The 23,429-nt window shown below is 43.3% G+C and carries 19 protein-coding genes; 13 read left to right on the top strand and 6 right to left on the bottom strand.

Annotated features, from left to right (window positions below; genetic code table 11):
* Nucleotides 1–123: 123 nt before the first annotated feature.
* A complete protein-coding gene (locus tag VIB_RS07635) occupies nucleotides 124–1,734 on the bottom strand; it encodes an IS1634-like element ISSpu7 family transposase (RefSeq protein WP_004395376.1) in 1,611 nt (536 codons plus the stop codon).
* A 555-nt stretch (nucleotides 1,735–2,289) separates the two neighbouring features.
* Here VIB_RS07635 and nhaA point away from each other — a divergent pair.
* The 11 genes from nhaA (at nucleotide 2,290) to nspC (ending at nucleotide 15,705) form a co-directional block, all read left to right on the top strand.
* On the top strand, nucleotides 2,290–3,483 hold the full coding sequence (nhaA, locus tag VIB_RS07625) for a Na+/H+ antiporter NhaA (protein WP_004395375.1): 1,194 nt from the start codon (nucleotides 2,290–2,292) through the stop codon (nucleotides 3,481–3,483).
* A gap of 491 nt (nucleotides 3,484–3,974) precedes the next feature.
* Nucleotides 3,975–6,266, top strand: coding sequence for a putative monovalent cation/H+ antiporter subunit A (locus VIB_RS07620; RefSeq protein ID WP_004395373.1), 2,292 nt, complete (start codon nucleotides 3,975–3,977; stop codon nucleotides 6,264–6,266).
* Nucleotides 6,263–6,694 carry a Na+/H+ antiporter subunit B gene (locus VIB_RS07615; protein ID WP_040904350.1) on the top strand — a complete coding sequence of 144 codons (432 nt, stop codon included), beginning with the start codon at nucleotides 6,263–6,265 and terminating at the stop codon, nucleotides 6,692–6,694. Before VIB_RS07620 ends, VIB_RS07615 begins: the two co-directional genes overlap by 4 nt.
* A gap of 5 nt (nucleotides 6,695–6,699) precedes the next feature.
* The gene (locus VIB_RS07610) at nucleotides 6,700–7,053 is read left to right on the top strand and encodes a Na+/H+ antiporter subunit C (RefSeq protein ID WP_040904349.1); all 354 of its coding nucleotides are present in this window, start codon (nucleotides 6,700–6,702) and stop codon (nucleotides 7,051–7,053) included.
* Nucleotides 7,050–8,546, top strand: a complete 1,497-nt coding sequence (locus tag VIB_RS07605) for a Na+/H+ antiporter subunit D (RefSeq protein WP_040904348.1) — start codon at nucleotides 7,050–7,052, stop codon at nucleotides 8,544–8,546. Before VIB_RS07610 ends, VIB_RS07605 begins: the two co-directional genes overlap by 4 nt.
* Nucleotides 8,543–9,016, top strand: coding sequence for a Na+/H+ antiporter subunit E (locus VIB_RS07600; protein WP_040904346.1), 474 nt, complete (start codon nucleotides 8,543–8,545; stop codon nucleotides 9,014–9,016). The genes VIB_RS07605 and VIB_RS07600 overlap by 4 nt, the downstream gene beginning before the upstream one ends.
* Nucleotides 9,017–9,022: 6 nt before the next feature.
* Nucleotides 9,023–9,298 carry an MrpF/PhaF family protein gene (locus VIB_RS07595; protein ID WP_040904345.1) on the top strand — a complete coding sequence of 92 codons (276 nt, stop codon included), beginning with the start codon at nucleotides 9,023–9,025 and terminating at the stop codon, nucleotides 9,296–9,298.
* Nucleotides 9,291–9,701 (top strand): monovalent cation/H(+) antiporter subunit G, encoded by a 411-nt coding sequence (mnhG, locus tag VIB_RS07590; protein ID WP_040904343.1) that lies wholly within the window; start codon nucleotides 9,291–9,293, stop codon nucleotides 9,699–9,701. Before VIB_RS07595 ends, mnhG begins: the two co-directional genes overlap by 8 nt.
* A gap of 563 nt (nucleotides 9,702–10,264) precedes the next feature.
* Complete coding sequence (locus VIB_RS07585) at nucleotides 10,265–13,150, top strand: pyridoxal phosphate-dependent class III aminotransferase (RefSeq protein WP_004395367.1); 2,886 nt, start codon at nucleotides 10,265–10,267, stop codon at nucleotides 13,148–13,150.
* Between the two features lie 14 nt (nucleotides 13,151–13,164).
* The gene (locus VIB_RS07580) at nucleotides 13,165–14,409 is read left to right on the top strand and encodes a carboxynorspermidine synthase (protein WP_004395366.1); all 1,245 of its coding nucleotides are present in this window, start codon (nucleotides 13,165–13,167) and stop codon (nucleotides 14,407–14,409) included.
* A 165-nt stretch (nucleotides 14,410–14,574) separates the two neighbouring features.
* Nucleotides 14,575–15,705 (top strand): carboxynorspermidine decarboxylase, encoded by a 1,131-nt coding sequence (gene nspC / locus VIB_RS07575; protein ID WP_004395365.1) that lies wholly within the window; start codon nucleotides 14,575–14,577, stop codon nucleotides 15,703–15,705.
* A gap of 71 nt (nucleotides 15,706–15,776) precedes the next feature.
* Here the strand turns inward: nspC and VIB_RS07570 are convergent, their stop codons facing one another.
* Both VIB_RS07570 and VIB_RS07565 read right to left on the bottom strand, forming a co-directional pair.
* Nucleotides 15,777–16,289, bottom strand: coding sequence for a glycine cleavage system transcriptional repressor (locus VIB_RS07570; protein WP_004395364.1), 513 nt, complete (start codon nucleotides 16,287–16,289; stop codon nucleotides 15,777–15,779).
* Nucleotides 16,290–16,466: 177 nt separating this feature from the next.
* Complete coding sequence (locus VIB_RS07565; RefSeq protein ID WP_004395363.1) at nucleotides 16,467–17,363, bottom strand: DUF3943 domain-containing protein; 897 nt, start codon at nucleotides 17,361–17,363, stop codon at nucleotides 16,467–16,469.
* A gap of 286 nt (nucleotides 17,364–17,649) precedes the next feature.
* Here VIB_RS07565 and VIB_RS07560 point away from each other — a divergent pair, with 286 nt between their 5' ends.
* A complete protein-coding gene (locus tag VIB_RS07560; protein ID WP_004395362.1) occupies nucleotides 17,650–18,900 on the top strand; it encodes a CinA family nicotinamide mononucleotide deamidase-related protein in 1,251 nt (416 codons plus the stop codon).
* 192 nt (nucleotides 18,901–19,092) lie between these two features.
* Nucleotides 19,093–19,359, top strand: coding sequence for a hypothetical protein (locus VIB_RS07555; RefSeq protein ID WP_040904342.1), 267 nt, complete (start codon nucleotides 19,093–19,095; stop codon nucleotides 19,357–19,359).
* 38 nt (nucleotides 19,360–19,397) lie between these two features.
* Here VIB_RS07555 and yfaE read toward each other — a convergent pair whose 3' ends face one another.
* The 3 genes from yfaE to nrdA all read right to left on the bottom strand — a co-directional run bounded on the left by yfaE (nucleotide 19,398) and on the right by nrdA (nucleotide 23,168).
* Nucleotides 19,398–19,676: a class I ribonucleotide reductase maintenance protein YfaE gene (yfaE, locus tag VIB_RS07550; RefSeq protein WP_004395361.1), complete on the bottom strand. Its 279-nt coding sequence runs from the start codon at nucleotides 19,674–19,676 to the stop codon at nucleotides 19,398–19,400.
* Nucleotides 19,676–20,809 (bottom strand): class Ia ribonucleoside-diphosphate reductase subunit beta, encoded by a 1,134-nt coding sequence (nrdB, locus tag VIB_RS07545; RefSeq protein WP_004395360.1) that lies wholly within the window; start codon nucleotides 20,807–20,809, stop codon nucleotides 19,676–19,678. The genes yfaE and nrdB overlap by 1 nt, the downstream gene beginning before the upstream one ends.
* A gap of 76 nt (nucleotides 20,810–20,885) precedes the next feature.
* Nucleotides 20,886–23,168, bottom strand: coding sequence for a class 1a ribonucleoside-diphosphate reductase subunit alpha (gene nrdA, locus VIB_RS07540; RefSeq protein WP_004395359.1), 2,283 nt, complete (start codon nucleotides 23,166–23,168; stop codon nucleotides 20,886–20,888).
* Between the last annotated feature and the right edge of the window lie 261 nt (nucleotides 23,169–23,429).

Below are 23,429 nucleotides of genomic sequence, written 5' to 3'. Positions count from 1 at the left end.
TTATGCCTTGTATAAAAAACCACTAACTACTGTAAAAATCAGCTCGAAAGGTTAACAGACCCTAGCTCATGCCTTTTATTGTGTTCAACGTTTAAGCGTATGACCCGACATTCCGCAGCTAATTTAGGAATAAACTACCTCATAGAATCTACCGAGTAACTTGAGTAGTTGTGTTTGGTGATCTTGAAGTCCAGTGATGAACCGTTGGCCGTTAATCTCTAACGTATCAATGCCTTCGAACTGCAAGAAGACCCAACGTGCCGTCGGTTTTGCTGTCGTCTTGTTCTTTACCATACTTGGGAAGAATGCTTCGGTTTGTACGAGTTGCTCTCTGATTTTGTGTTCTAAACCGGCGTAAACAAGCAAGCTTAACGTCATTATCATTAGCAACGCTTCAATGCGCTCAGGCTTTTTCAAGAAGATGGAAGAGGTTAAAAACTCAGGGCTTTTTAGAAAGCGGAAGCCGCGCTCGACTTTTTGTTGCGATTTGTAATGTGCTAGAAGAGCCGTCATGGTGAGTTCTTCATTGTCGGTGTCATTTGTCGCGAGGATAAACATGCCTACTTTGAGCTTAGCCAGTTTTACTTTTTCTAGGTCGGTGAAGGGGGCGGCTTCGATAAAGTATTGGTATCCTGTCGGTGCTTCATCTGTCTTTGGGCGGCCCGAATGAGAGTAAGTCGGCAGTTTGATGAGAGTGCCTTGTTCAAACCCTAGTAAGTCACATTGTTTCTTGAAATCGTTAAACGCTAATTCTGCGTCAACTTCACAAGCGAATGGTTTTTTACTTAGCTTTTCCAACGCTTTGATTTCTTTTGCTATGTTTTTCTCTAAGTTCTTGAAGAAAGTAATTTCTTCCCGCTTGGTGGCCTGTTCACTGTGAACGAGCAACCAACGTTGATTGACCTTTCCATAATCCGAGTCTATCCAACATCCTGAGTAGCCATGACCGATAGCGCTTAATTGCTCTGGCTCTAGCGCAAGTAGTGCTTGTTTTGCGAGCTTGATGGTCATGGGTACACGGGTAATGAACTTTTGATTTTGCTCATCTAGCGAGGAGATGCTTTCTTCGGTGTACAAGGCGGCATCAGCGATAAAGTAACGACTGTTTTGCGCGGCTTTTAGGCAATGTATGTGTCTTTTAGTCACTTCAGCGAATGCCTTGGCATCATTGGTGTTGCCACTCAGTGCTTGCATGTAAACAGGAATACCTGCTTGGCTTTCACAGATGAGTTCAAGCACGACTTGGTTAAGCTCTGGCCTATGATCCCGACTATAACCTCTTACAAGCTTAATCACGTTGGTGTTTTCATCTTGTGCATACTCACCATCAACGTGAAAGCTAGTGATATCAAGATGAACAGAATCGGTAGTCAAACCGAGTTTATCAACAACACGCTCAGCAATAACCTGATAGAGCGCGGAGACATCGGCTTCGTATAGAGCATCTAAGGTGCGCCCTAGTACATCATCAGTAAGGTGGTGTGCTTCAATGTCTTTGGCGAGTAACTTAGACACAGGCTTGGTCTTAAAAAAGTCCGAGAACATGTGCAGTGTTCTGCTATGAAAGCCAAGTCCATTTAGGAGCATGGCCAATACCGCGTCACCATGAGAAACATTGTGGTCAGAATATTTTGGGATAACGGCATCTATCATCCGTGGCAGGCCAATTTCGTGACAAAAGGCGGCAATGAGGCCAAGGTGATCTAAGCGTTTAATAACAGGATGAGTAGACATATTTTGAGACCGTCAAATAGCAGTAATAGATCAAAACTGACGATCGTGGTCAAGATGGTACCGTGGTTTTTATTAAAAATTGATCGCCAGATCACGCTATTTTTATTATTGAATTAGCTGCGGAATGACGGGTATGACGACTCAATAGTTGATTTATCTCCCCATCTTCTATTTTTACCTCATGTTTACCGGTACAAGCATGACTGTTCATTTTATCGTGTCTTGACTTCTTGCGGATTCTGATTTTCCTCATTTAAAATTGATATTGTCATTTTAACTAGTTGATAAATTTTATTTTTATAAATGGTCTTTTGATGTAATTTTTGGGGGAACATATTTTATTACATTATTTTTGTCTGTTTTAACAACGGAAATTACGTTTGTTTTACCTTTATAGATCGTATTTTCCGATGTTTAGTTTCATTAGAAGCGATTTTTAAACCGAGCAGCGAGTGAGTAGACTCAATCTCATCTTCTTGTACCGGATTTATTGTGTTTAGTGTCGTTAGGTACATTTCATCGTTGATTCTTATCATCACAAAGGACGATATCCCCATGATACGCATGATTCGTAGTTTCTTTAAAACAGAAGCCGCGGGTGGAGTGTTATTAGTTATGGCTGCTATTGCGGCTATGTTGATTGCCAATTCACCTGTTAATGAGCTTTATCAGCATGCTCTGCATGCTTATGTCTTCGGTATGTCTCTCTCTCATTGGGTCAACGATGGGCTGATGGCGATTTTCTTTTTATTAATTGGCCTAGAAGTAAAACGCGAATTAATCGAAGGATCGCTAAAATCAAAAGAGCAGGCTTTATTCCCAGCCATTGCTGCTTTAGGGGGAATGTTAGCGCCGGCATTGGTCTACACTTGGTTTAATTCAGCGGATCCTACGGCAAGCCAGGGATGGGCGATTCCTGCGGCCACCGATATTGCCTTTGCTTTGGGGATCATGGCGTTACTGGGTAATCGAGTGCCTGTGAGTTTGAAGGCTTTTCTATTAGCGTTGGCGATTATTGATGACCTTGGCGTGATTATTATTATTGCCCTATTTTATACCAGTGAGCTATCGAGTTTCGCGTTAGCAATGGGTTTACTGACGGCTGGTGGTTTATACTTACTTAATCGTTACAAGGTCACGTCGTTAGTGCCATACTTGATACTTGGCGCAATATTATGGTTTGCTGTCCTACAGTCAGGGATTCATGCCACCCTTGCTGGCGTGATGATCGGTTTTGCGATTCCTTTGAAAGGTAAACAGGCAACCTCTCCATCACCATTAAAGCGCTTAGAGCATTGGTTACATCCATGGTCAACGTTTGCCATTCTACCGCTGTTTGCTTTTGTGAATGCGGGGATCTCGTTAGAAGGGATCTCGTTAGCGGGATTAACATCAACGTTACCTGTTGGTGTCGCGTTAGGGCTTTTTGTCGGTAAACCGCTTGGCATCTTTACCTTTAGCTGGATTTCCGTCAAGTTAGGGATGACAAAGTTACCAGAAGGTATTGATACTCGGCATATTTTTGCTGTCTCGGTGTTATGTGGTATCGGCTTTACGATGTCGATCTTTATCTCTTCGTTAGCGTTCGGTCATGCTCATCTTATTTTGGATAACTATGCCCGTTTAGGTATCTTGATTGGGTCAACCGCCGCGGCGCTGGCGGGCTATATTATGCTACGTGCTACGCTACCGAAAAAAGTATTGCTTGATGAGCCTATTTTAGTGAAGGAGATCAAAGCGAAGTTCTAATCACTCAATGCTTCGCCAATCTAGTCGGCGGATTAAACATAGTGTGATTGGATAGTGGCTTAATGTTTCAAGAGATTGCTATCCTATGGTATTAGAGCCTTAGTTAAGGAGATACTAGGCCTTATTGACTGTTCGAGCCGTATACATGGGTGATGGCAGTAACGTAAGTTCTGGTTGGTGCTGAACCACGATGCATGTGCCTATCTTTACTTTGTGTTAATGCTTCATGGTTTATAGAAAAATCCCTTGAAAGGTCAATATACTCTCAGAAAGCATAAAACTTTGTTTTTATGCTTTCTTGTTTTAGGAAGAGTAAGCTACTCTTCATGTAAGTTGTTTATATTAAAGTATTAACCTTTTAGGATAATACGTAACACGGTTCGCATTCGCCGTTCAGCTTTATTTTTAGTGTGGTTGTCATTTAATCACTTGCATTAGGGAAACGAACCCTTGTTGTCTACGACAGGATTTCGACGTTTGGAGGTCATTAGATGCTATTAGCATTAATGTCAGGTTTTATTGTTGCTTTTTTTGTACCTTGGCTGTATCGCCAATTAGGTGAGCGTGCAGTATGGTGGGTTGCTTTGCTTCCTGCCTTGCTGTTTGTGTATTTCTTAGGCTTTGTTCCGCAGGTGACGGCTGGGCATAGCTTATTATTCTATTACGATTGGATTCCGTCATTAGGTATTTCGCTTGATATTCGTCTTGATGGCTTAAGCCTATTGTTTGCATTATTGATCACTGGGATCGGTACATTAGTTGTCGTGTATGCAGGAAGTTACCTGTCAGGCCACGTCGATCAGCGTAAGCTAGTGATGTATCTTTGTGCATTTATGGGCGCCATGCTTGGTGTCGTGTTAGCGAATAACATTATGGCGATGTTTGTTTTCTGGGAACTGACCAGTATTACTTCATATATGCTGATTGGTTTTCATCATGAGCAAGAAAAGTCGCGTAAATCAGCCTTGCAGGGGCTGTTTGTTACGGTCGGTGGTGGCCTTGCTTTAATGGCGGGAGTCATATTGCTCGGTCAGATTGCCGGTACCTACCAGTTGGATCAAATTGTCCGTCAAGGAGCAGAAATCCAGCAACATAGCCTATTTTTACCAATGATGTTACTGGTATTGGCGGGAGCATTTACTAAATCGGCTCAGGTTCCATTTCATTTTTGGCTACCAAACGCAATGGCAGCACCAACGCCAGTTAGCTCATTCCTACATTCCGCTACGATGGTGAAAGCTGGTATCTATTTAATGGCTCGCTTACAACCAGTCATGGCAGGAGACAGCACTTGGACGATGCTGCTCGTTGGCGTCGGTGCATTGACGATGTTGGTAGGCTCGGTAATGGCGGTGACGAGTACCGATCTAAAACGTATTTTAGCTTATACCACGGTTGCTTCTTTAGGCACCTTAACCTTATTAATAGGGATTGGTACAGAAGCGGCGTTAATTGCTGCCATGGTGTTTTTATTGGCCCATGCACTGTACAAGGGGGCTTTGTTTATGGCCGCCGGTACGGTGGACCATGAGACCGGAACCAAAGACATTCGTCAGTTGAGTGGTTTACGGCGCAGCATGCCACAGACGGCGATTTTTATGTCACTAGCGGCATTAGCTCTAGCAGGTATTCCACCGGTTTTCGGTTTTATTGCTAAAGAAGCGATGTTAGAAGGGCTGTTAACCAGTCCATGGCAAAGTTCATTACTGTTTGTTGGCGTAGTCTCTTCCATCTGCTTAGCGGCTTGTGCCGGACTGGTTGCGATTAAGCCGTTTTGGGGAGAGGTGATCACAACGCCGAAAGAAGCCCATGAAGCTCCTTTTGCTATGCGGATTGGTTTTTCACTCCTCGCAAGTTTAGGGCTAATCTTTGGTTTGATTCCATCATTGGTTTCACCACTCATTACTGCTGCGGCTTCATCCATTTCTGGGTATAAGGTTGATCCTATCGCTTTATCTTTATGGCATGGATTTAATTTACCTTTACTGCTCAGTGCAGTCGCATTAGCAGGGGGCTATTTACTCTTTAAACGCTGGGGCCGTTTAGCGCCTAAAGCTATTTTGGCTAAGCCTTTACTTAACTATGGTCCAGAAAAAGGTTACGACCTCTTTATGCAAGGGTTAGTGATTTTTTCTAAATGGTTAACAGGTCGTGTACAAAATGGTTATCTTTCCAATTACATTTTAACCATCTTTATTACCACCATTGTATTGGTTGGCTACACCATTGCCACGCGCGTTGGTTGGTATGGTACGCTGGATTTTTCTGGCGTTGAGGTTTACGAGATTCTGATCTCGGGCATCATTATTGCGGTAGTGAGTTATGCCTGTATCACCTCGCAGCGTTTGGGTGCGGTTGCAGCGATCGGCGCACTAGGCTTTAGTATGGCGTTGATTTATGTCTTCTTTAGTGCCCCTGATTTGGCGATTACCCAGATACTGATTGAAACGCTAACGGTGATCATGTTGGTCTTTGTATTGTTTAAATTGCCGCGTTTTCAACGCTTATCAAGTTCAGACGTTCGTTGGCGTGATGCTTTTGTCGCCATTGTGTTTGGTGGCATGATGACATTGCTGGTGATGACCGTGACTCAATTTGCCGAACCCGATCGGATCAGTGATTACTTAATTGAAAATAGTTATGTGATAGCAAAAGGACGCAATATTGTTAACGTAATACTGGTTGATTATCGTGCGTTAGATACCTTGGGTGAACTATTTGTTCTTGCTTTGGCCGCCATTGGAGTCACGGCGATGATCAAGTTGGAGAAAAATAAACCATGAAAACAGATAGTGCGTTAATTCTACAAGTCGCGGCACGATTTCTATTGCCAATGTTGTTGCTGTTTTCGATTTTCTTATTGCTGCGTGGACATAATGAACCAGGGGGCGGCTTTATTGCTGGTCTTGTTGCCTCCAGTGCTTTTGCCTTGCATCTGTTTGCTTTCACACCAGTCCAGACCCGACGTCTTATTGGTGTCGATAGTTCACAACTGATGGGGGTTGGATTAATGATTGCCATGTTTAGTGGTGTGATCGGTGTGATTCTGTCCGGCAGTGAATTTTTGACCAGCGTGTGGTGGACGGTTTATCTACCTGGCGTCGGTGAACTGAAATTGAGTACACCATTATTATTTGATATCGGGGTTTATCTGGTCGTTATTGGTATGGTAACGACGTTATTGCTGACCCTTGCTGAAGTGGAGGATTAAGTAACATGACCACTTTATTTGCTTTCGTGATTGGCGGATTGTATGCCGCCGCTCTATTTATGATGTTACGTCGCAGTATTGTTAAGCTTGTTATTGGTTTAATGATCTTATCCAATGCGGCTAATTTACTGATCTTCACCGGAGGCGGGCTAGTGAGAGGTGCTCCGCCGTTGATCCCGGTAGGAATGACCGTACCGTTTGCTGATATTGCCGATCCACTCCCACAGGCTTTGATATTAACGGCGATTGTGATCAGCTTTGGCGTACTGGCTTTTGCCGTAGTACTGATACATCGCGCCTATAAAGTCATTGGTGCGGATGACATGAACAAAATGAAGACGACAGATACTCAATTATGATGTTATTAATGCCTATTCTTATTCCTATGTTTGCAGCGGCATTATCGATGGTCATTTGGCGTCATCGAAAGCTGCAACGTTGGGTTAGTGTGCTTTCCAACTCCACACTATTGATTGCTACGTTGATTTTATTCCACAACGTGTATTTAAATGGAATTCAAGTTACTCACTTGGGGGGATGGCAAGCGCCGTTTGGTATCTCCATGGTCGCCGATTTACTGGCGGTGACGTTAGTTACGTCTTCTGCTTTTGTTGCGTTATGTGTTTCCATCTATGCATTGGCAACCATGAGCGAAGAACACGAAGCGTTTGGTTTTTATCCATTATTGCATCTGATGCTGGCTGGGGTGATCGGTGCTTTCTTAACTGGCGATATCTTTAACCTCTACGTTTGGTTTGAGATCATGCTGGTTGCGTCATTTGGTCTATTGATCCTTGGCGGTGAACGAGCCCAAATGGAAGGGGCATTAAAGTATGTGACCCTAAACTTATTATCATCGGCGTTATTTTTATCAGCAATTGGTTTGTTATACGCTTATGCTGGTACATTAAATATGGCTGATTTAGCGCAAAAGCTAGCGGCATCCGACAACCCACAAATTGTCACGTTAATCTCGTTGCTCTTTTTGGTGGCGTTCGGGATTAAAGCAGCAGCGTTCCCGCTGTTTTTCTGGCTACCTGCATCTTATCACACACCACCAGTAGCGATTTCTGCGATTTTTGCTGGCCTATTAACTAAAGTTGGCGTCTATTCGTTGTATCGCGTGTTTAGTTTGATTTTTATCTCCGATGTGGCATTTACTCACCAAACTATTTTGTTATGGATGGGGATCTTCTCCATGGTGGTGGGTGTGTTAGGGGCTGCGGCTCAATTTGAGGTTCGACGTATCCTTGCTTTCCACAGTGTCAGTCAGATTGGTTATATGCTGTTAGGCTTAGCGTTGTTCACACCGTTAGCTATTGCTGGTGGTATTTTATACGTCGTACACCACATGATTGTGAAAACTAATTTATTTTTGATCAGCGGCGTGATGTATCGTCGTTACGGTAGCTACCAACTGGATAAGTTAGGTGGGTTATACCGTAGTGCGCCTTTATTAGCGTTCTTGTTTGCGATCAGTGCTGCATCGTTAGCTGGACTTCCGCCATTCTCTGGTTTTATTGCTAAATATGTGGTGATAACCGGAGGGATTGGTATTAGCCATTGGATTGCCGTTGGTTCTGCGTTAGCGGTTGGCCTTCTAACACTTTATTCAATGATTAAAATTTGGGCAGAGGCTTTTTGGAAGAAATTACCTGATGATGCGCAAACGAATTCACCGATGAGTGATAGTGAACGTTTCTGTATGTACGTTCCAATCATCCTTATGGTGTTAATGAGTGTTACCATCGGTTTATGTGCAGAGTGGTTTATTCAGCTGATGAATGCTACCGCTGAGCAGGTGATGAATCCACAAGTTTATATTGATGCGGTACTTGGAGGTCAGTCATGAAAGCCTTTGGATGGAATATGCTGCTTGCCTTGGTATGGCTCATCTTATCGGGTACCTATACCATCTCTAACTTATTTGCTGGCATGCTGATGAGTTACGTGATTTTGGCTTATTTGCTACGAGATAGCCCAACGTTTAAAGCCTATTTTAAAAAATTACCGAAAGTGATCAGTTTTGGACTGTTTTTCATTTGGGATTTAATTAAGGCTAATGGGCGAGTGGCTTATGATGTATTAACGCCGACGCATTTAATGAAACCAGCCGTGATTGCGATTCCTCTCGATTTACGAGACGAAGGGGCGATCACTATGTTTGCGACATTAATTACCGTCACACCGGGATCTTTGGCATTGGATGTGGCCACCGATAGAAGCGTGTTGTATGTCCATTTAATGTACTTTGAGAATGAAGCTCGTCAGATTGAAGAGTTCAAGCGTCTTGAAGCTCGTGTGATTGATTTACTGGGGTAACAGACTATGTTGAATATTGTTTATACCCTTTGCTTTGCCATGTTAGCAATTAGCTTGGTTTTGGCAACGGTACGTTTATTAAAAGGTCCATCTTTACCTGATAGGGTGGTGGCCTTAGAGTTAATGGCCTCTTTAACCGTTGGCTTAGTCGTGCTCTACAGCATTCGCTATCAACAGCCTTATTTTATTGATGTGGCGATTGTGTTGGCCTTAACGTCATTTATGGCAGCGGTCGGTTTTTCCCGTTATTTAGAAAAACGAGGACACAGAGACGATGACTGATTTAATTATTGCGATACTCATTCTTACCGGCTCATTTTTAATGTTGCTAGCAGGCATTGGTATTAACCGTATGCCAGATTTATTAACTCGCATGCATGCAACAACCAAAGCTGGGGCATTGGGTGTTGGCTTGATGGTGGTGGCGTTTGCTGTGGTTAACTGGGGAGACATGGCCTTTGTGGTACGAGCTCTCGCTGTAGTGGTATTTGTTATCTTGACGGCACCGATTGCTGCTCATGTTTTAGCTCGCGCTAGTTATTTTGTTGGCGTACCACAGTGGGATGGTGTCGTGAAGGACGTGATTAAAGAGCGTTATGATCTAGAAACGCATGAATTGGCCAGCCGTCATTTACCCGTCAAAGAAGCCGAGCCCGCGGGTAAAGACCACGACAACAAAAGCTAGGGTCAACCAACTCTAATTGCTCTTTTATTATGTTTAATCATCAACCTCTAGTGCATGGATCATGCGCTAGAGGTTTGTTACCACTTATTGCTCAAGAGTATGAATGATACAGTGATTATTTGGCTGAATGATAGAATAAAAATCATTGCGAACGCGGTCAATTTTATGTTAACGTCCGCCTCAATCTCGGACTGCGTTTTCTGGGGGATACGCGTGGTGAACATTCAAGCTGATTGCGGCACCACGTAGGGTAGGTATCAGCAAACCTTTTGCTGATAGACGGGATACTCTTGCTGTGGAAACAGCATGTGAATGGGAAACCCAACATTGAACTCACTTAACTTACACACATTAATAATCAGCTTTGTGCTTCCTCTATGCCCTGTTTATCAAGACAGCAGCATAACCGAACCTTGATTCTCTGTTTAGTGATTTGCCATTTACGCTAATGGTCCGTATTCCGAAGGTGTCTTACGACAGCATCGGAAATTTTGCTATTTGTCATTTTTCCTCGCACGACGATGAATAATGGACAGAATTTTAACCATTTCAAGGGGACGAAGATGAGTACAGCCTTTGAAGTCGATAACACTATCGCAACCTGTTTTTCCAACCAAGTACCAATACTAGATGGTCTTTATGATCTAACGCCTGATCAAGTTTTGCTTGATCAAGCCGAACACGAATCCGCGGTACGTTCTTACCCACGTCGTTTACCGATTGCGATTAAACAGGCTTTTGGCTGTTTAGTGGAAGATACCCGTGGACAGCTTTTCCTCGATTGTTTAGCTGGCGCAGGAACGCTTGCGTTAGGCTATAACCATCCTGAAATCAATCAAGCGTTGAAAGACCAGCTCGATTCTGGCTTGCCTTATCAAACCTTGGATATAGCGACTACGGCAAAAACCCATTTTATTAAAATAGTGAAAGGATTTTTACCGACAGAACTTGCTGAACAGTGTGTCATTCAGTTTTGTGGTCCTTCTGGTGCGGATGCCGTCGAAGCCGCGATTAAATTAGCCAAGCAAACGACTGGTCGTAATACCATGTTTGCGTTTCGTGGCGCTTACCACGGCATGACCAATGGGACGATGGGTATGATGGGCAACCTAAATACCAAGGCACGTCGTACCGGTTTAATGTCCGATGTGCATTTTATGCCCTTCCCATACAGCCTGCGTTGTCCGTTTGGACTCGGCGGTGATGAGGGAGCCAAAGCCAGCATTCGTTATATAGAGCGCTTATTGCATGATGACGAAGCCGGTATCATGAAACCCGCTGCCATTATTGTCGAGCCCGTGCAAGGTGAAGGTGGCGTTATCCCTGCGCCAGCATTTTGGTTACGTGAGTTGCGCCGTATCTGTGATGAACATGGCATTTTACTGATTTTCGATGAGATTCAGTGTGGGGTTGGTAAATCTGGTTATCACTTTGCGTTTGAAGAGTCAGGAATCATCCCTGATGTACTTTGCTTATCAAAAGCGATTGGCGGTGGTTTACCGATGTCGATTTTGGTGATCAATAAACAGCACGATACATGGCGTCCAGGCGAACATACGGGTACTTTCCGCGGTAACCAATTAGCGATGATCTCTGGAGCTAAAGCACTAGAAATTATTGTTCGCGATAATTTGGTTGAGCACGCCAATATTGCGGGACAATACTTACGCATGGGCTTAGAAAACATTCAACGCCGTGTGAATTGTATTGCCGAGGTTCGTGGTAAAGGTCTGATGCTTGGCTTAGAAATTCAAGATCCAAGTGGTGAGCTGAATAAATTTGGCGAGCCTAAATCGGCACCACAATTAACGCTGGCGATTCAACGCGCCGCATTAGAGCGCGGACTAATTGTTGAGAAAGGCGGACGTGATGGTTCGGTGATCCGCTTCTTACCACCATTGATCATCTCTTTCGAGCAAATTGATTTTGCATTACGTGTGTTAGAAGAAGCCATTCTTGCGGCTGGCGGAGGCTTGAAAGAACCTGAAGCCGCGAATGAACAGTGGAAAAAGCATTTTATCCATACTGGGCATTTAGGCAGCCAAGCGTTCGCTCAAGTAATGAATCACACTACGGCTGCAATGAAAGCAGTATTTGAGCAAGTTAATGCACCTTATTCGGGGTTAGAGCCAAAGATCCTCGAAAATGCGATTAACGCCGTTGATCTGGATAATAAAAATGCGTCTTTGCACGATGTGATTTCAGATACTGCTGAACTGATTGCTAAAAATTCAATCATTGTTCAGCATCCAGATTGTATTGCTCATTTACATACTCCACCATTGATGCCATCGGTAGTGGCTGAGGCGATCATCGCTTCACTCAATCAATCCATGGATTCTTGGGATCAATCTTCTGCGGCAACGTTTGTTGAGCAGAAAGTGGTCGATTGGATGTGTGACAAATACCACTTAGGTTCACAAGCGGACGGTATTTTTACCAGTGGTGGCACGCAAAGTAATCAAATGGGCTTGATGTTAGCTCGTGATTGGATTGCCGATAAATTAAGTGGTCATTCGATTCAAAAACTTGGTTTGCCTGACTATGCCGATAAGCTGCGGATTGTTTGCTCGAAAAAATCACACTTTACGGTACAAAAATCCGCCTCTTGGATGGGCTTAGGTGAAAAAGCCATTCTTGCTGTGGACGCACTGCCAAATGGCACGATGGATGTCACTCAGCTAGACGCTGTGATTCACCAAGCGAAAGCGGAGGGGTTAATACCTTTTGCGATTGTGGGTACGGCAGGGACAACCGATCACGGTGCCATTGATGACTTAGTGGCGATTGCCGATGCCGCTCAGCAACATGATCTATGGATGCACGTTGATAGTGCTTATGGCGGCGCGCTGATTTTGAGCAGCCATAAACAGCGTTTAAATGGTATCGAACGCGCTCACTCTATTAGTGTCGATTTCCATAAGTTGTTTTTCCAAACCATCAGTTGCGGTGCGTTACTACTGAAAGATAAGCATAACTTTAAATACCTGCTTCATCATGCGGATTATTTAAACCGTGAACACGATACGTTACCAAACTTGGTCGATAAATCGATTGCGACGACCAAACGCTTTGATGCGTTAAAAGTGTTTATGACTATGCAAAACGTGGGACCACAACAAATGGGTGCCATGTATGATCACTTGCTTGAGCAAACTCAACAAGTGGCGCAGCTAGTTCGCCAGCATGACGCTTTTGAACTGTTAGCTGAACCTTGTTTATCTACCGTGTTGTTCCGCGCGGTAAACACACAAGCGTCTGATTTAGATGAGCTGAACAAAACCGTTCGTCTGCAGGCCTTGGTACGCGGTGTCGCTGTACTTGGCGAAACCATAGTGGATGGCAAAACAGCTTTGAAATTCACAATCTTGAACCCATGCTTAAAGATTTCAGATTTTGAATCTTTACTGGCTAAAATTGAAACTCTAGCGGTTGAGCTAGCGAAATAAAGGTAACGGATACTATGTCAATTCTACAGATTGGTGCGGGCGGTGTTGGTTGGGTAGTTGCTCACAAAGCAGCGCAAAACAATGACGTACTGGGTGATATTACCATTGCTTCTCGTTCTATCGGGAAGTGTGAGAAGATCATTGAATCCATTAAAGGTAAAAATAACCTTAAAGATTCGACTAAGAAGCTAGAAGCTCGCGCAGTGGATGCCGATGATGTTGCTGCACTTGTTGCGTTGATTAATGAGGTGAAGCCTGATCTAGTGATCAATGCTGGTCCTCCTTGGGTTAACGTCACAATTATGGAAGCTTGCTACCAAGCAAAAGTCTCTTATCTAGATACGTCAGTGGCTGTTGACTTATGCACAGAAGGGCAGCAAGTACCAGAAGCTTACGATCCGCAATGGGCATTTCGTGATAAGTTTAAACAAGCAGGTATTACCGGTATTTTGAGTGCGGGTTTCGATCCAGGTGTGGTGAGTGTATTTGCCGCTTATGCGGTCAAACATTTATTTGATGAAATTGATACCATCGACGTGTTAGATATTAACGCGGGCGATCATGGTAAAAAATTCGCCACCAACTTTGATCCAGAAACTAACTTACTGGAAATTCAGGGTGACTCTTTCTATTGGGAAGAGGGACAGTGGAAAAGCGTTCCTTGCCATACCCGTATGCTGGAGTTTGATTTCCCTAATTGCGGTAACTTTAAAGTCTATTCAATGTCTCATGACGAGATTCGTTCGCTACAGGAATTTATTCCAGCTAAACGGATTGAATTCTGGATGGGCTTTGGCGATCGCTACCTGAATTACTTTAATGTGATGAAAGATATTGGTTTACTGAATCCAGAGCCATTAACTCTGCATGACGGAACGGTAGTGAAACCATTGCAAGTGTTAAAAGCCATGTTACCCGATCCAACGTCACTCGCTCCTGGTTATACCGGATTGACCTGTATTGGTACTTGGGTTCAAGGTAGAAAAGACGGCAAAGAACGCAGTGTCTTTATCTATAATAACGCTGATCACCAAGTGGCTTATAAGGATGTTGAGCACCAAGCAATTGCTTACACGACGGGTGTACCGGCGATTACTGCTGCGCTACAGTTTTTCCGTGGTGAGTGGGCTGAAGCTGGAGTATTCAATATGGAGCAGTTGAATCCCGATCCGTTCTTAGAAACCATGCCATCGATTGGTTTGGACTGGGATGTGATTGAACTTGAGCCAGGACAGCCTGATATTAAAATTCTCAAGTAATGATCGCTGAGGGCATCCTAGAACTGATTGCTTGGATATTGATTCTAGAGATGTGAAATAAATACCGCGTGTTTAAAACAGCAGCTACTGAGTAGCGGCTGTTTTTTCCTTTTTAGGATATTTCCAGTAATGAAAGTCACTGGATATGAATAGGAATAAAATCAGATGCAAAAGAGTGAATTAAACACCCCTTACTTCATGATCGATGAAGCGAAGTTGATCGCTAATTTGGAAATCGCTAAGCGTTTAAAAGAACGTTCAGGGGTTAAATTAGTGCTGGCATTGAAATGTTTCTCGACTTGGGGCGTGTTTGACATCATTAAGCCTTACCTTGATGGCACGACCAGCTCGGGCCCGTTTGAAGTCAAGCTAGGTTATGAGAAGTTTGGCGGTGAAACTCACGCTTACAGTGTTGGTTACAGTGAACAGGATGTAAAAGAAGTCGCTGATATTTGCGACAAAATGATCTTTAACTCTCAATCTCAGTTGGCGGCTTATCGCCACTTAGTTGAAGGTAAGGCATCGCTAGGCTTACGTTTGAATCCCGGAGTCAGTTATGCTGGGCAAGATTTAGCTAACCCTGCTCGTAAATATTCTCGTCTCGGGGTACAGTTTGATAAGCTAGATACCAGCGTTTTCGATTCTATCAACGGTGTGATGTTCCACATGAACTGTGAGAACAAGGATGTTGACGCATTTATTGCATTGCTTGATGCGATTTCTGACAAGTTTGGTGCTTATCTCGATAAACTTGACTGGGTAAGCTTAGGTGGCGGTGTCTTCTTTACTTGGCCGGGCTATGATGTAGATAAACTCGCCGATGCGCTGAAAGCTTTTGCCGATAAACATCAAGTGCAGTTATATCTTGAACCGGGTGAAGCGATCATTACTCAAACCACCGATTTAGTCGTGACCGTTGTTGATATTGTGGATAACGAAATGCAAACCGCGATTGTTGATTCGGCAACGGAAGCTCATCGTCTTGATACCCTGATTTATCGTGAGCCAGCATCGGTACTCGAAGCCAATCAACAGGGTGAACATGAGTATGTGATTGGTTCTTGCTCCTGTCTTGCTGGTGATCAGTTCTGTGTTGCCAAGTTTGCTGAGCCATTACAGATCGGGCAAAAGCTGCATATCATGGACAGCGCCGGTTATACCATGGTGAAGCTAAACTGGTTTAATGGCCTAAAAATGCCGTCAGTCTACTGTGAGCGCCGTGATGGACAAATCATTAAATTAAATGAATTTGGCTATCAAGATTTCAAACGTTCTTTGTCTCAGTGGTCGGTTTAACTTTTGTCTGCTTAGCACTGCATAACAAAGGGAGGCGTTTATGCCTCCCTTTGTTATTGGAGCAATTTTATTTAAGATTCTAACATTACCCGAGTATCTTCACTGAGTGCTTCCAGCTCTTTAATGACATCTTCAATCCGGATTTCTGCTGGTAAACGAATGGCCATCGTTGAACTAAATAGACTCGAACTCACGCCACCACCAGTTGCTAAAAATACTCGTTGGCAGTCCATATCAAGAATGTTAATCCCTTGCCCATCAAGTAAATGGGTAATTTCATTAACAATCCCAAACCGATCATTGGCATCTAAGCGGACGTGATAAATCTGCTCTTCTTGGTTTGTTTGTGCTTCACAATCAATAATTTGTACCAGCAATTCAGAGTGGGATTGAAAGGCCGATTTAACTATGTCCGCGTTGTTTTGCGGTACTTCAATTTTAATCACCGCAGCAACTTGATTGTCGATGAAGTTGACTTTGCTGATTAGCCATTTACCCTCATTTTCATGAGTGATCGCCGCCAATTGTTTGATCGTTGCGGCGGTGGCTGTGCCAACAAAGTTTACAATAAAAGTACTATTCATAATGACCTCCTAGCATAGCCTGAACGCTTATTATCAGTGTAGGCGGTTATGATGAATAAAAATTGAGGTAGGTCAATGTTTGCGAAAAGGATACCGATCAAGGTCTGATAATTCATTTATCACACAAAAGTCATTGAATAAGGTGACCTTTAGCGGAAAGGCCACCTTGAGCATCCGTTAAAAAGAAATTTTAAAATCAATACCATAGAACTGACTATCGTATTTTGCACCGGAATCGAGGGCAAATTTAGCCGCATTGCTATCACCAAACCAAGGTGTACTTTGGAACGTCACTTCAGCACTGCCACCCCAAGCATCACTGACCCAACTATGAATGTGTCCAACAGGATTCAACAAAAAGAGGCTGACGCTGCCTAAACGCTGAGAACCAAATACTTCACCACCATTGGCGACAATATCTTGCTCTTTTTCAAACATCAGTTCGCCGACCACGGCCCCAAAGAAGGGGGTAATAAAGAGATCCTGCCAAGAGGGGACTTCAGCAAACGCTTCTACACCATACTCCCAGAAAAAACTCGACATGGTGGCCGAATAAAGAAAAGACTCAAATTCATTAAAGCCAGCATGTCTTGCTGCAGTGTAGTAAACGCCGCCAAAATATGGATGCATAATATAGTTCAGAAAATGCTCATCGCGATCCCACGTTGGTCCAGAAGTGACATTATCTTTCCATTTTCGGCCTAAGCCACTTAGATTGCGATCCTCTTCATCCCATTTTGTGATCGATTCAGGGAGCAGAGTCATTAATCCTACCGTCGCAACACTGAGTCCTAATATGGTGTATGTTTGACCTCTTAAATAAGCCCAGTCTCGAGTATCTGAAATGGTTAAATAACGCGGTAGTGATGAATCTTCGATCTTTAGTGTTGGTTGTTGCTTTAATGGTGTAACAAAAGTGAGTTGCGAAGGAACTACGGCTTCTGGCTGATGACAAACGACTTGTAGACAGTCGACATTATAAGATAACTCTATATGTTGGGGCATTTGATAGTACGCCGCATTGGCATAAGAAGTGCAAGATAATAGCAATGCAAGACTATATTTTTTAGGCACAAAACGCTCCAATCATTAAATAAATCGTTGTTGATGGGGTAAAGCGGTTGAGTGTTCAGCTCGCTCAACATGCTCCGTAGTATAAAGGGTTAATTATCCATGAAAATGCTCATGATGAAAATGATCAATAGGCTTATTCATTGAACGACTTATCGCTTGCGGTCATTTTCAGTGTTCAAGTATAGCGTTGGTTCGGATTTAAGCATTCAACCAAGTATATCTAATGCCATCGGTTGGTTATACTGATGGCTATAATGAGAAACGAGTACTCAAATAAGGTCAAACTATGCTCAAGATAGCAATGTTAAGTACTGGAGAAGAGGTATTGCATGGTGACATCGTCGATACCAATGCGGCTTGGTTATCACAGCTATTTTTTGAAAATGGCTTTAGTCTCACCAAACGTTCTACGGTAGGTGATAGTCAATCTGCCTTGGTCGAAGAGTTGTTAATGCTAAGCTTTAATAATCAGGTTGTCATTGTGAATGGTGGATTAGGCCCGACCAGCGATGATCTCAGTACAGCGGCGGCGGCTCAAGCCGCTGATCAACATTTAGTCGTCTTTCCTGAATGGGTTGAAGTATTACAACGTTTTTTTGCTCAGCGCCAAAAAACCATGCCAGACAGTAATCTTAAACAAGCGATGTTACCAGAGAAAGCCACCCTGATTGATAACCCTATTGGTACCGCATGTGGATTTAAATTGTCTATCAATGATTGCTGGTTTTATTTTACGCCAGGGGTGCCAAGCGAGTTTAAGTTGATGGTTCAGCAACAGATTTTACCAGATCTAAAACAGCAGTTTCCGCAACAAGTCGGTTTTGAATGCAGTAAATTGTATACGTTTGGTAGTTCGGAATCCGGGCTTTCCGATAAGCTTGATAAGTTACAGCTCCCACAAGGTTATCAACTTGGTTATCGCTCGTATTTGCCTTTTATCGAAATTAAACTTTTTGGCCCGGCTAATGATTTAGCGACACGAGTACGGGTATTACAGCTGATTCATTCGCATATTGAAGCTTATGTGGTGAGTGTCGATGAACCTATGCTGACTCATCTTGGGCATTTATTGCGAGATAAAGGGCTGTCGTTATCGATAGCTGAGCAGGCGACGAAGGGATGGCTTTCCTATTGGTTACTCAGTGATGAGCAAATTGCTCGCTTAAGTGGTCATAGTTGGATATTAAGTCATGGTGCTGAAGCCGGACTGAGTGAACAAGAGCCTCTTGCTGCGGTATTTGCGTTGGCAGGAGCGACAAAAGAGAAGTGTGCCACAGATCTTGCGTTAGTCAGTGGCCCACTGCAAGACGATGCCTTTTGTTTGGCATTATCGACCCCTCATGGCGAATGGGCACAACAGTTAAAATTTAATCGTACTTATTCTGCAGACGATCAAAAACAGCTGATCGCAACCATTGCGGGGGATATGCTACGTCGTTATTTGTCAGCGAAGCCGATATTCGCTCACTATAGCAGTGTAACGAGCCTTAAAGAGATGCATTTACCAGCTAGCATGCTCAATAAACAACCATCTTGACCTGATAAGATGGTGATTTACCAACTTATTACTAGAGACGTTTTAGATAAGCCGCAGTATGCCTAATTAGTCTAAATAGTAACCGTTTGATTTGCTGAAGCTTGCCCTTTTAGCTGAAAAAATGATCGATCCAGCGAGTAAATTTATCTGTAGACTAACAACTCGCTCGATTCATTTCGGCAGGAGGCTGGTATGTTCCATCAATCTAAAATTCTCGTTTGGTATAAAGTCGCAAGTCAAAAAGTTATCTTAGGTGAGGCGTTAATTCATCAACATCAAGATGTGGTTTCACTTTGGCTGCATACCCCAATAGAAGAGCCGAATAGAGAGGATTGCTCACCAAATCAATACGGTTATCAATTGTCTCTATTTGATGATGGGGGAAGAGAAATTGCGCAAAAATCGGTATCAGGAAGTACGGTCGATAGGCTGTTATTTGGTATTAAAGCCAGCGCATAGTGCTGGCTTTAGATAAACACGATAAATTAAGCGCGAAATTAAGCGCGCTTGGCTTTTGGGCGATAATTCACCCCAACTAGCTCAAGTGCGCTTTTTGCTTTGCAGATACAGGGTAGAATTTCATTACCTTGCGTATAAGCCATCGCAAAACCAACATATTCCACTTCACCGGAAACGAGGGTACAACGACACGCGCCACAGTGCCCGTCTCGGCAGTTATATTCTGGCTCTAGCCTCGCTTGTTCCATGCTTTCTAGCAGCGTGTTAGAGGAATTAGACTCAATGGTTACGGTATTGTTGATTTTGACACTGGCCATTACAGTTGGAAATCCTCAAAGTCATCAGCATTGACTTCATTATCAATTTGACCGACTAAGTACGAACTTATCTCCGCTTCTTGTGGGGCAACTTGAACATTATCAGAAGATAACCACGCATTAATCCAAGGGATCGGATTACTGGTTGCTTTTGGATAAGCGGGCTCTAAGCCGACGGCTTGCATACGAATATTAGTAATGTATTCAACGTATTGGCATAAGATGTCGCGGTTTAGACCAATCATCGATCCATCTTTAAATAAATACGCTGCCCACTCTTTTTCTTGTTCAGCTGCTTCTTTGAACAAATCAAAACATTGCTGCTTACATTCTTCTGCGATTTGCAAGAAGGTGAAATCATCCAATCCGTTACGAAGCAGATTAATCATATGCTGTGTACCGGTCAGGTGTAATGCCTCATCACGAGCAATCAATTTAATGATTTTCGCATTCCCTTCCATCAGTTCACGTTCGGCAAACGCAAATGAACAGGCAAAGCTAACGTAAAAACGAATCGCCTCTAGCGCATTAACCGACATCAAGCAGAGATAAAGCTTCTTCTTTAACTCAGTCAAGCTAACATTAATCGTTTCATCATTAAGCTGGTGTTTCCCTTCACCAAAACGATGATAATCATTCGTCGCTTGGATTAAGTCATCGTAGTAATGGGCGATGTCTTTTGCACGCTTAAGGATATGCTCATTTTCAACAATATCATCAAATACAACCGCAGGATCATTGATGATATTACGAATAATATGCGTGTAAGAGCGAGAGTGAATCGTTTCAGAGAATGACCACGTTTCAATCCACGTTTCAAGCTCAGGTAATGAGACTAAAGGAAGTAGCGCAACGTTCGGACTGCGTCCTTGAATAGAATCTAGCAGAGTTTGATATTTTAAATTAGAGATAAAAATATGCTTTTCATGATCAGGTAATTTACCATAGTCGATTCGGTCGCTGGATACATCGACTTCTTCTGGTCGCCAGAAAAAGCTTAATTGTTTTTCGATCAGTTTTTCGAAAATTTCGTATTTTTGCTGGTCATAACGAGCAACGTTGACTGGTTGACCAAGAAACATAGGTTCTTTCAGTTGGTCATTTTTTTTCTGAGTAAAAGTGCTGTAAGCCATAGTGGTTTCATCCGTTTAGCCCCTTACTCTGCAAGGGGCATACAAATTATCAGTGAATAACATTCAAAAAAGTTGCTTAGATCTTACATCCGCCGCCAGCGCAGTCATCATCTTGTGCTTGCACAGCATCTTTTTGATCATCTTTAGCACCATCACGCGTGTTATGATAGTAAAGCGTTTTTACGCCATACTTATACGCAGTGAGCAGATCTTGGAGCAATTTTTTCATCGGAACTTTACCAGAATCGTACTGGCTTGGATCATAATTGGTGTTCGCTGAAATCGCTTGATCAACGAACTTCTGCATAATACCGACTAAATGCAGGTAACCATCATTAGAGCCAATATTCCATAACAACTCGTAATTTTCTTTAAGCTTGATGAACTCAGGAACGACTTGCTTAAGAATGCCATCTTTAGACGCTTTGACTGATACATAGCCGCGTGGTGGCTCAATACCATTGGTCGCGTTAGAAATTTGCGATGACGTTTCAGACGGCATTAAAGCGGTCAACGTTGAGTTACGTAAACCAAACTCCATGATCTCATTACGTAAGCTATCCCAATCGTAATGCAATGGTTCATCACATAACGTATCAAGATCTTTTTTATACGTGTCGATCGGTAGCAGACCTTTGGCGTAGTTAGTCTCGTTAAATGCAGGGCAACGGCCTTGCTCCTTCGCTAATAACACCGAGGCTTTGAGCAGATAATATTGCATCGCTTCAAAGGTACGATGCGTCAATCCGTTCGCGCTGCCATCGGAATATTTCACACCGTGTTTTGCCAAGTAGTAAGCGTAGTTGATGACACCTACACCTAACGTACGGCGGTTCATAGTTGACTTACGAGCCGCTGGAAGAGGGTAATCCTGATAATCGAGTAGAGCATCTAATGCACGCACCACCAATTCAGCTAACTCTTCGAAATCATCCAGTTTCTCTATTGCACCTAAGTTAAATGCAGACAGGGTACAGAGTGCAATCTCACCGCTATCATCTTCGACATTCGTCAGTGGTTTGGTTGGTAGAGCAATCTCTAAACACAGATTTGATTGACGTACTGGTGCGACGCTGGCATCAAATGGACTGTGAGTATTGCAGTGGTCAACGTTTTGAATGTAGATCCGACCTGTTGAGGCACGCTCTTGCATTAGCAGCGAGAAGATCTCTAACGCTTTTACGGTACGTTTTTTGATACTAGGATCATTTTCATAGTTAACGTACAGACGTTCAAATTCATCTTGATCTTGGAAGAAAGCGTCATATAAGCCAGGGACATCTGACGGTGAAAAGAGGGTAATATTGCCGCCTTCCACTAAGCGTCTGTACATCAGTTTATTGAGCTGAACCCCATAGTCCATATGACGAACACGGTTTTCCTCGACACCACGGTTATTTTTCAGAACCAATAAGGATTCTGCTTCACCGTGCCACAAAGGATAGAATACCGTTGCTGCACCACCACGAACGCCACCTTGTGAGCAGCATTTCACCGCCGTTTGGAAATACTTGTAAAATGGAATACAACCCGTATGGAATGCTTCACCGCCACGAATTTCAGAGCCTAATGCGCGAATGCGTCCAGCATTAATGCCGATCCCTGCACGTTGTGAGACGTAACGGACAATCGAGCTTGCCGTCGCATTAATCGAATCTAAGCTATCACCACATTCAATCAACACGCATGAGCTGAACTGACGCGTAGGCGTGCGTACACCCGACATGATCGGTGTTGGGAGTGATATTTTAAAGGTCGACGTCGCATCGTAAAAACGTTTAACAAAATCAAGACGTGTTGCTTTGGGATACTTGGCGAATAAACAAGCGGCCACTAACAGGTACAAAAATTGTGCACTTTCGTAAATTTGTCCAGTGACTCGGTTCTGTACGAAGTATTTGCCTTCCAGCTGTTTGACGGCGGCGTAAGAAAAATCTAAATCGCGTCGATGATCAATAAACGTATCCATCAGCGCAAATTCTTCGGCGCTATAATCTTCAAGTAAGTGACTATCATACTTACCTTTTGCAACCATTGCAGAAACGTGATCATAGAGTGCGGGTGGCTCATATTGACCATAGGCTTTTTTACGTAGATGGAATACCGCGAGCCTTGCTGCAAGATATTGGTAATCTGGTGTCTCTTCAGAAATCAAATCAGCGGAAGATTTGATGATCGTTTCATGGATATCCGAGGTGGTGATCCCGTCATAAAACTGGATGTGAGCGCGCAGTTCTACTTGTGAAACGGAGACGTTATCCAGACCTTCAGCGGCCCATTCGATTACGCGATGAATTTTATCTAAATCGATATTTTCTTTGCGGCCATCACGCTTGGTGACAGTAAGTTGTTGGTTCATTCTGCTTTATTTCCCTAACAAAACTGATAAAAGCCATGTTTTGGTGTAATTATTGTAAATCAAACGTTGGCTTTGTGATAAAAATCGCCCTACAGCCAGTGGTGAGAAACACTATATATAGGGGTGTATCAGTGTTCGGGTTACAAGATAGTGCTATCCAGTCATTAATGCAAGTTACAGAACTTGCACATATTGTGGATAACCTGAGAAATAAAAAAATTCAGTTAGTAGCTACTTACCGACAATCAAAGGGTAGATTTA

This window comes from Vibrio metschnikovii CIP 69.14 (assembly GCF_000176155.1).
Classification (GTDB): domain Bacteria; phylum Pseudomonadota; class Gammaproteobacteria; order Enterobacterales; family Vibrionaceae; genus Vibrio; species Vibrio metschnikovii.
The sequence above is the reverse complement of the archived record's forward strand: the minus strand, read 5'-3'. Positions and strand labels throughout refer to the sequence as shown.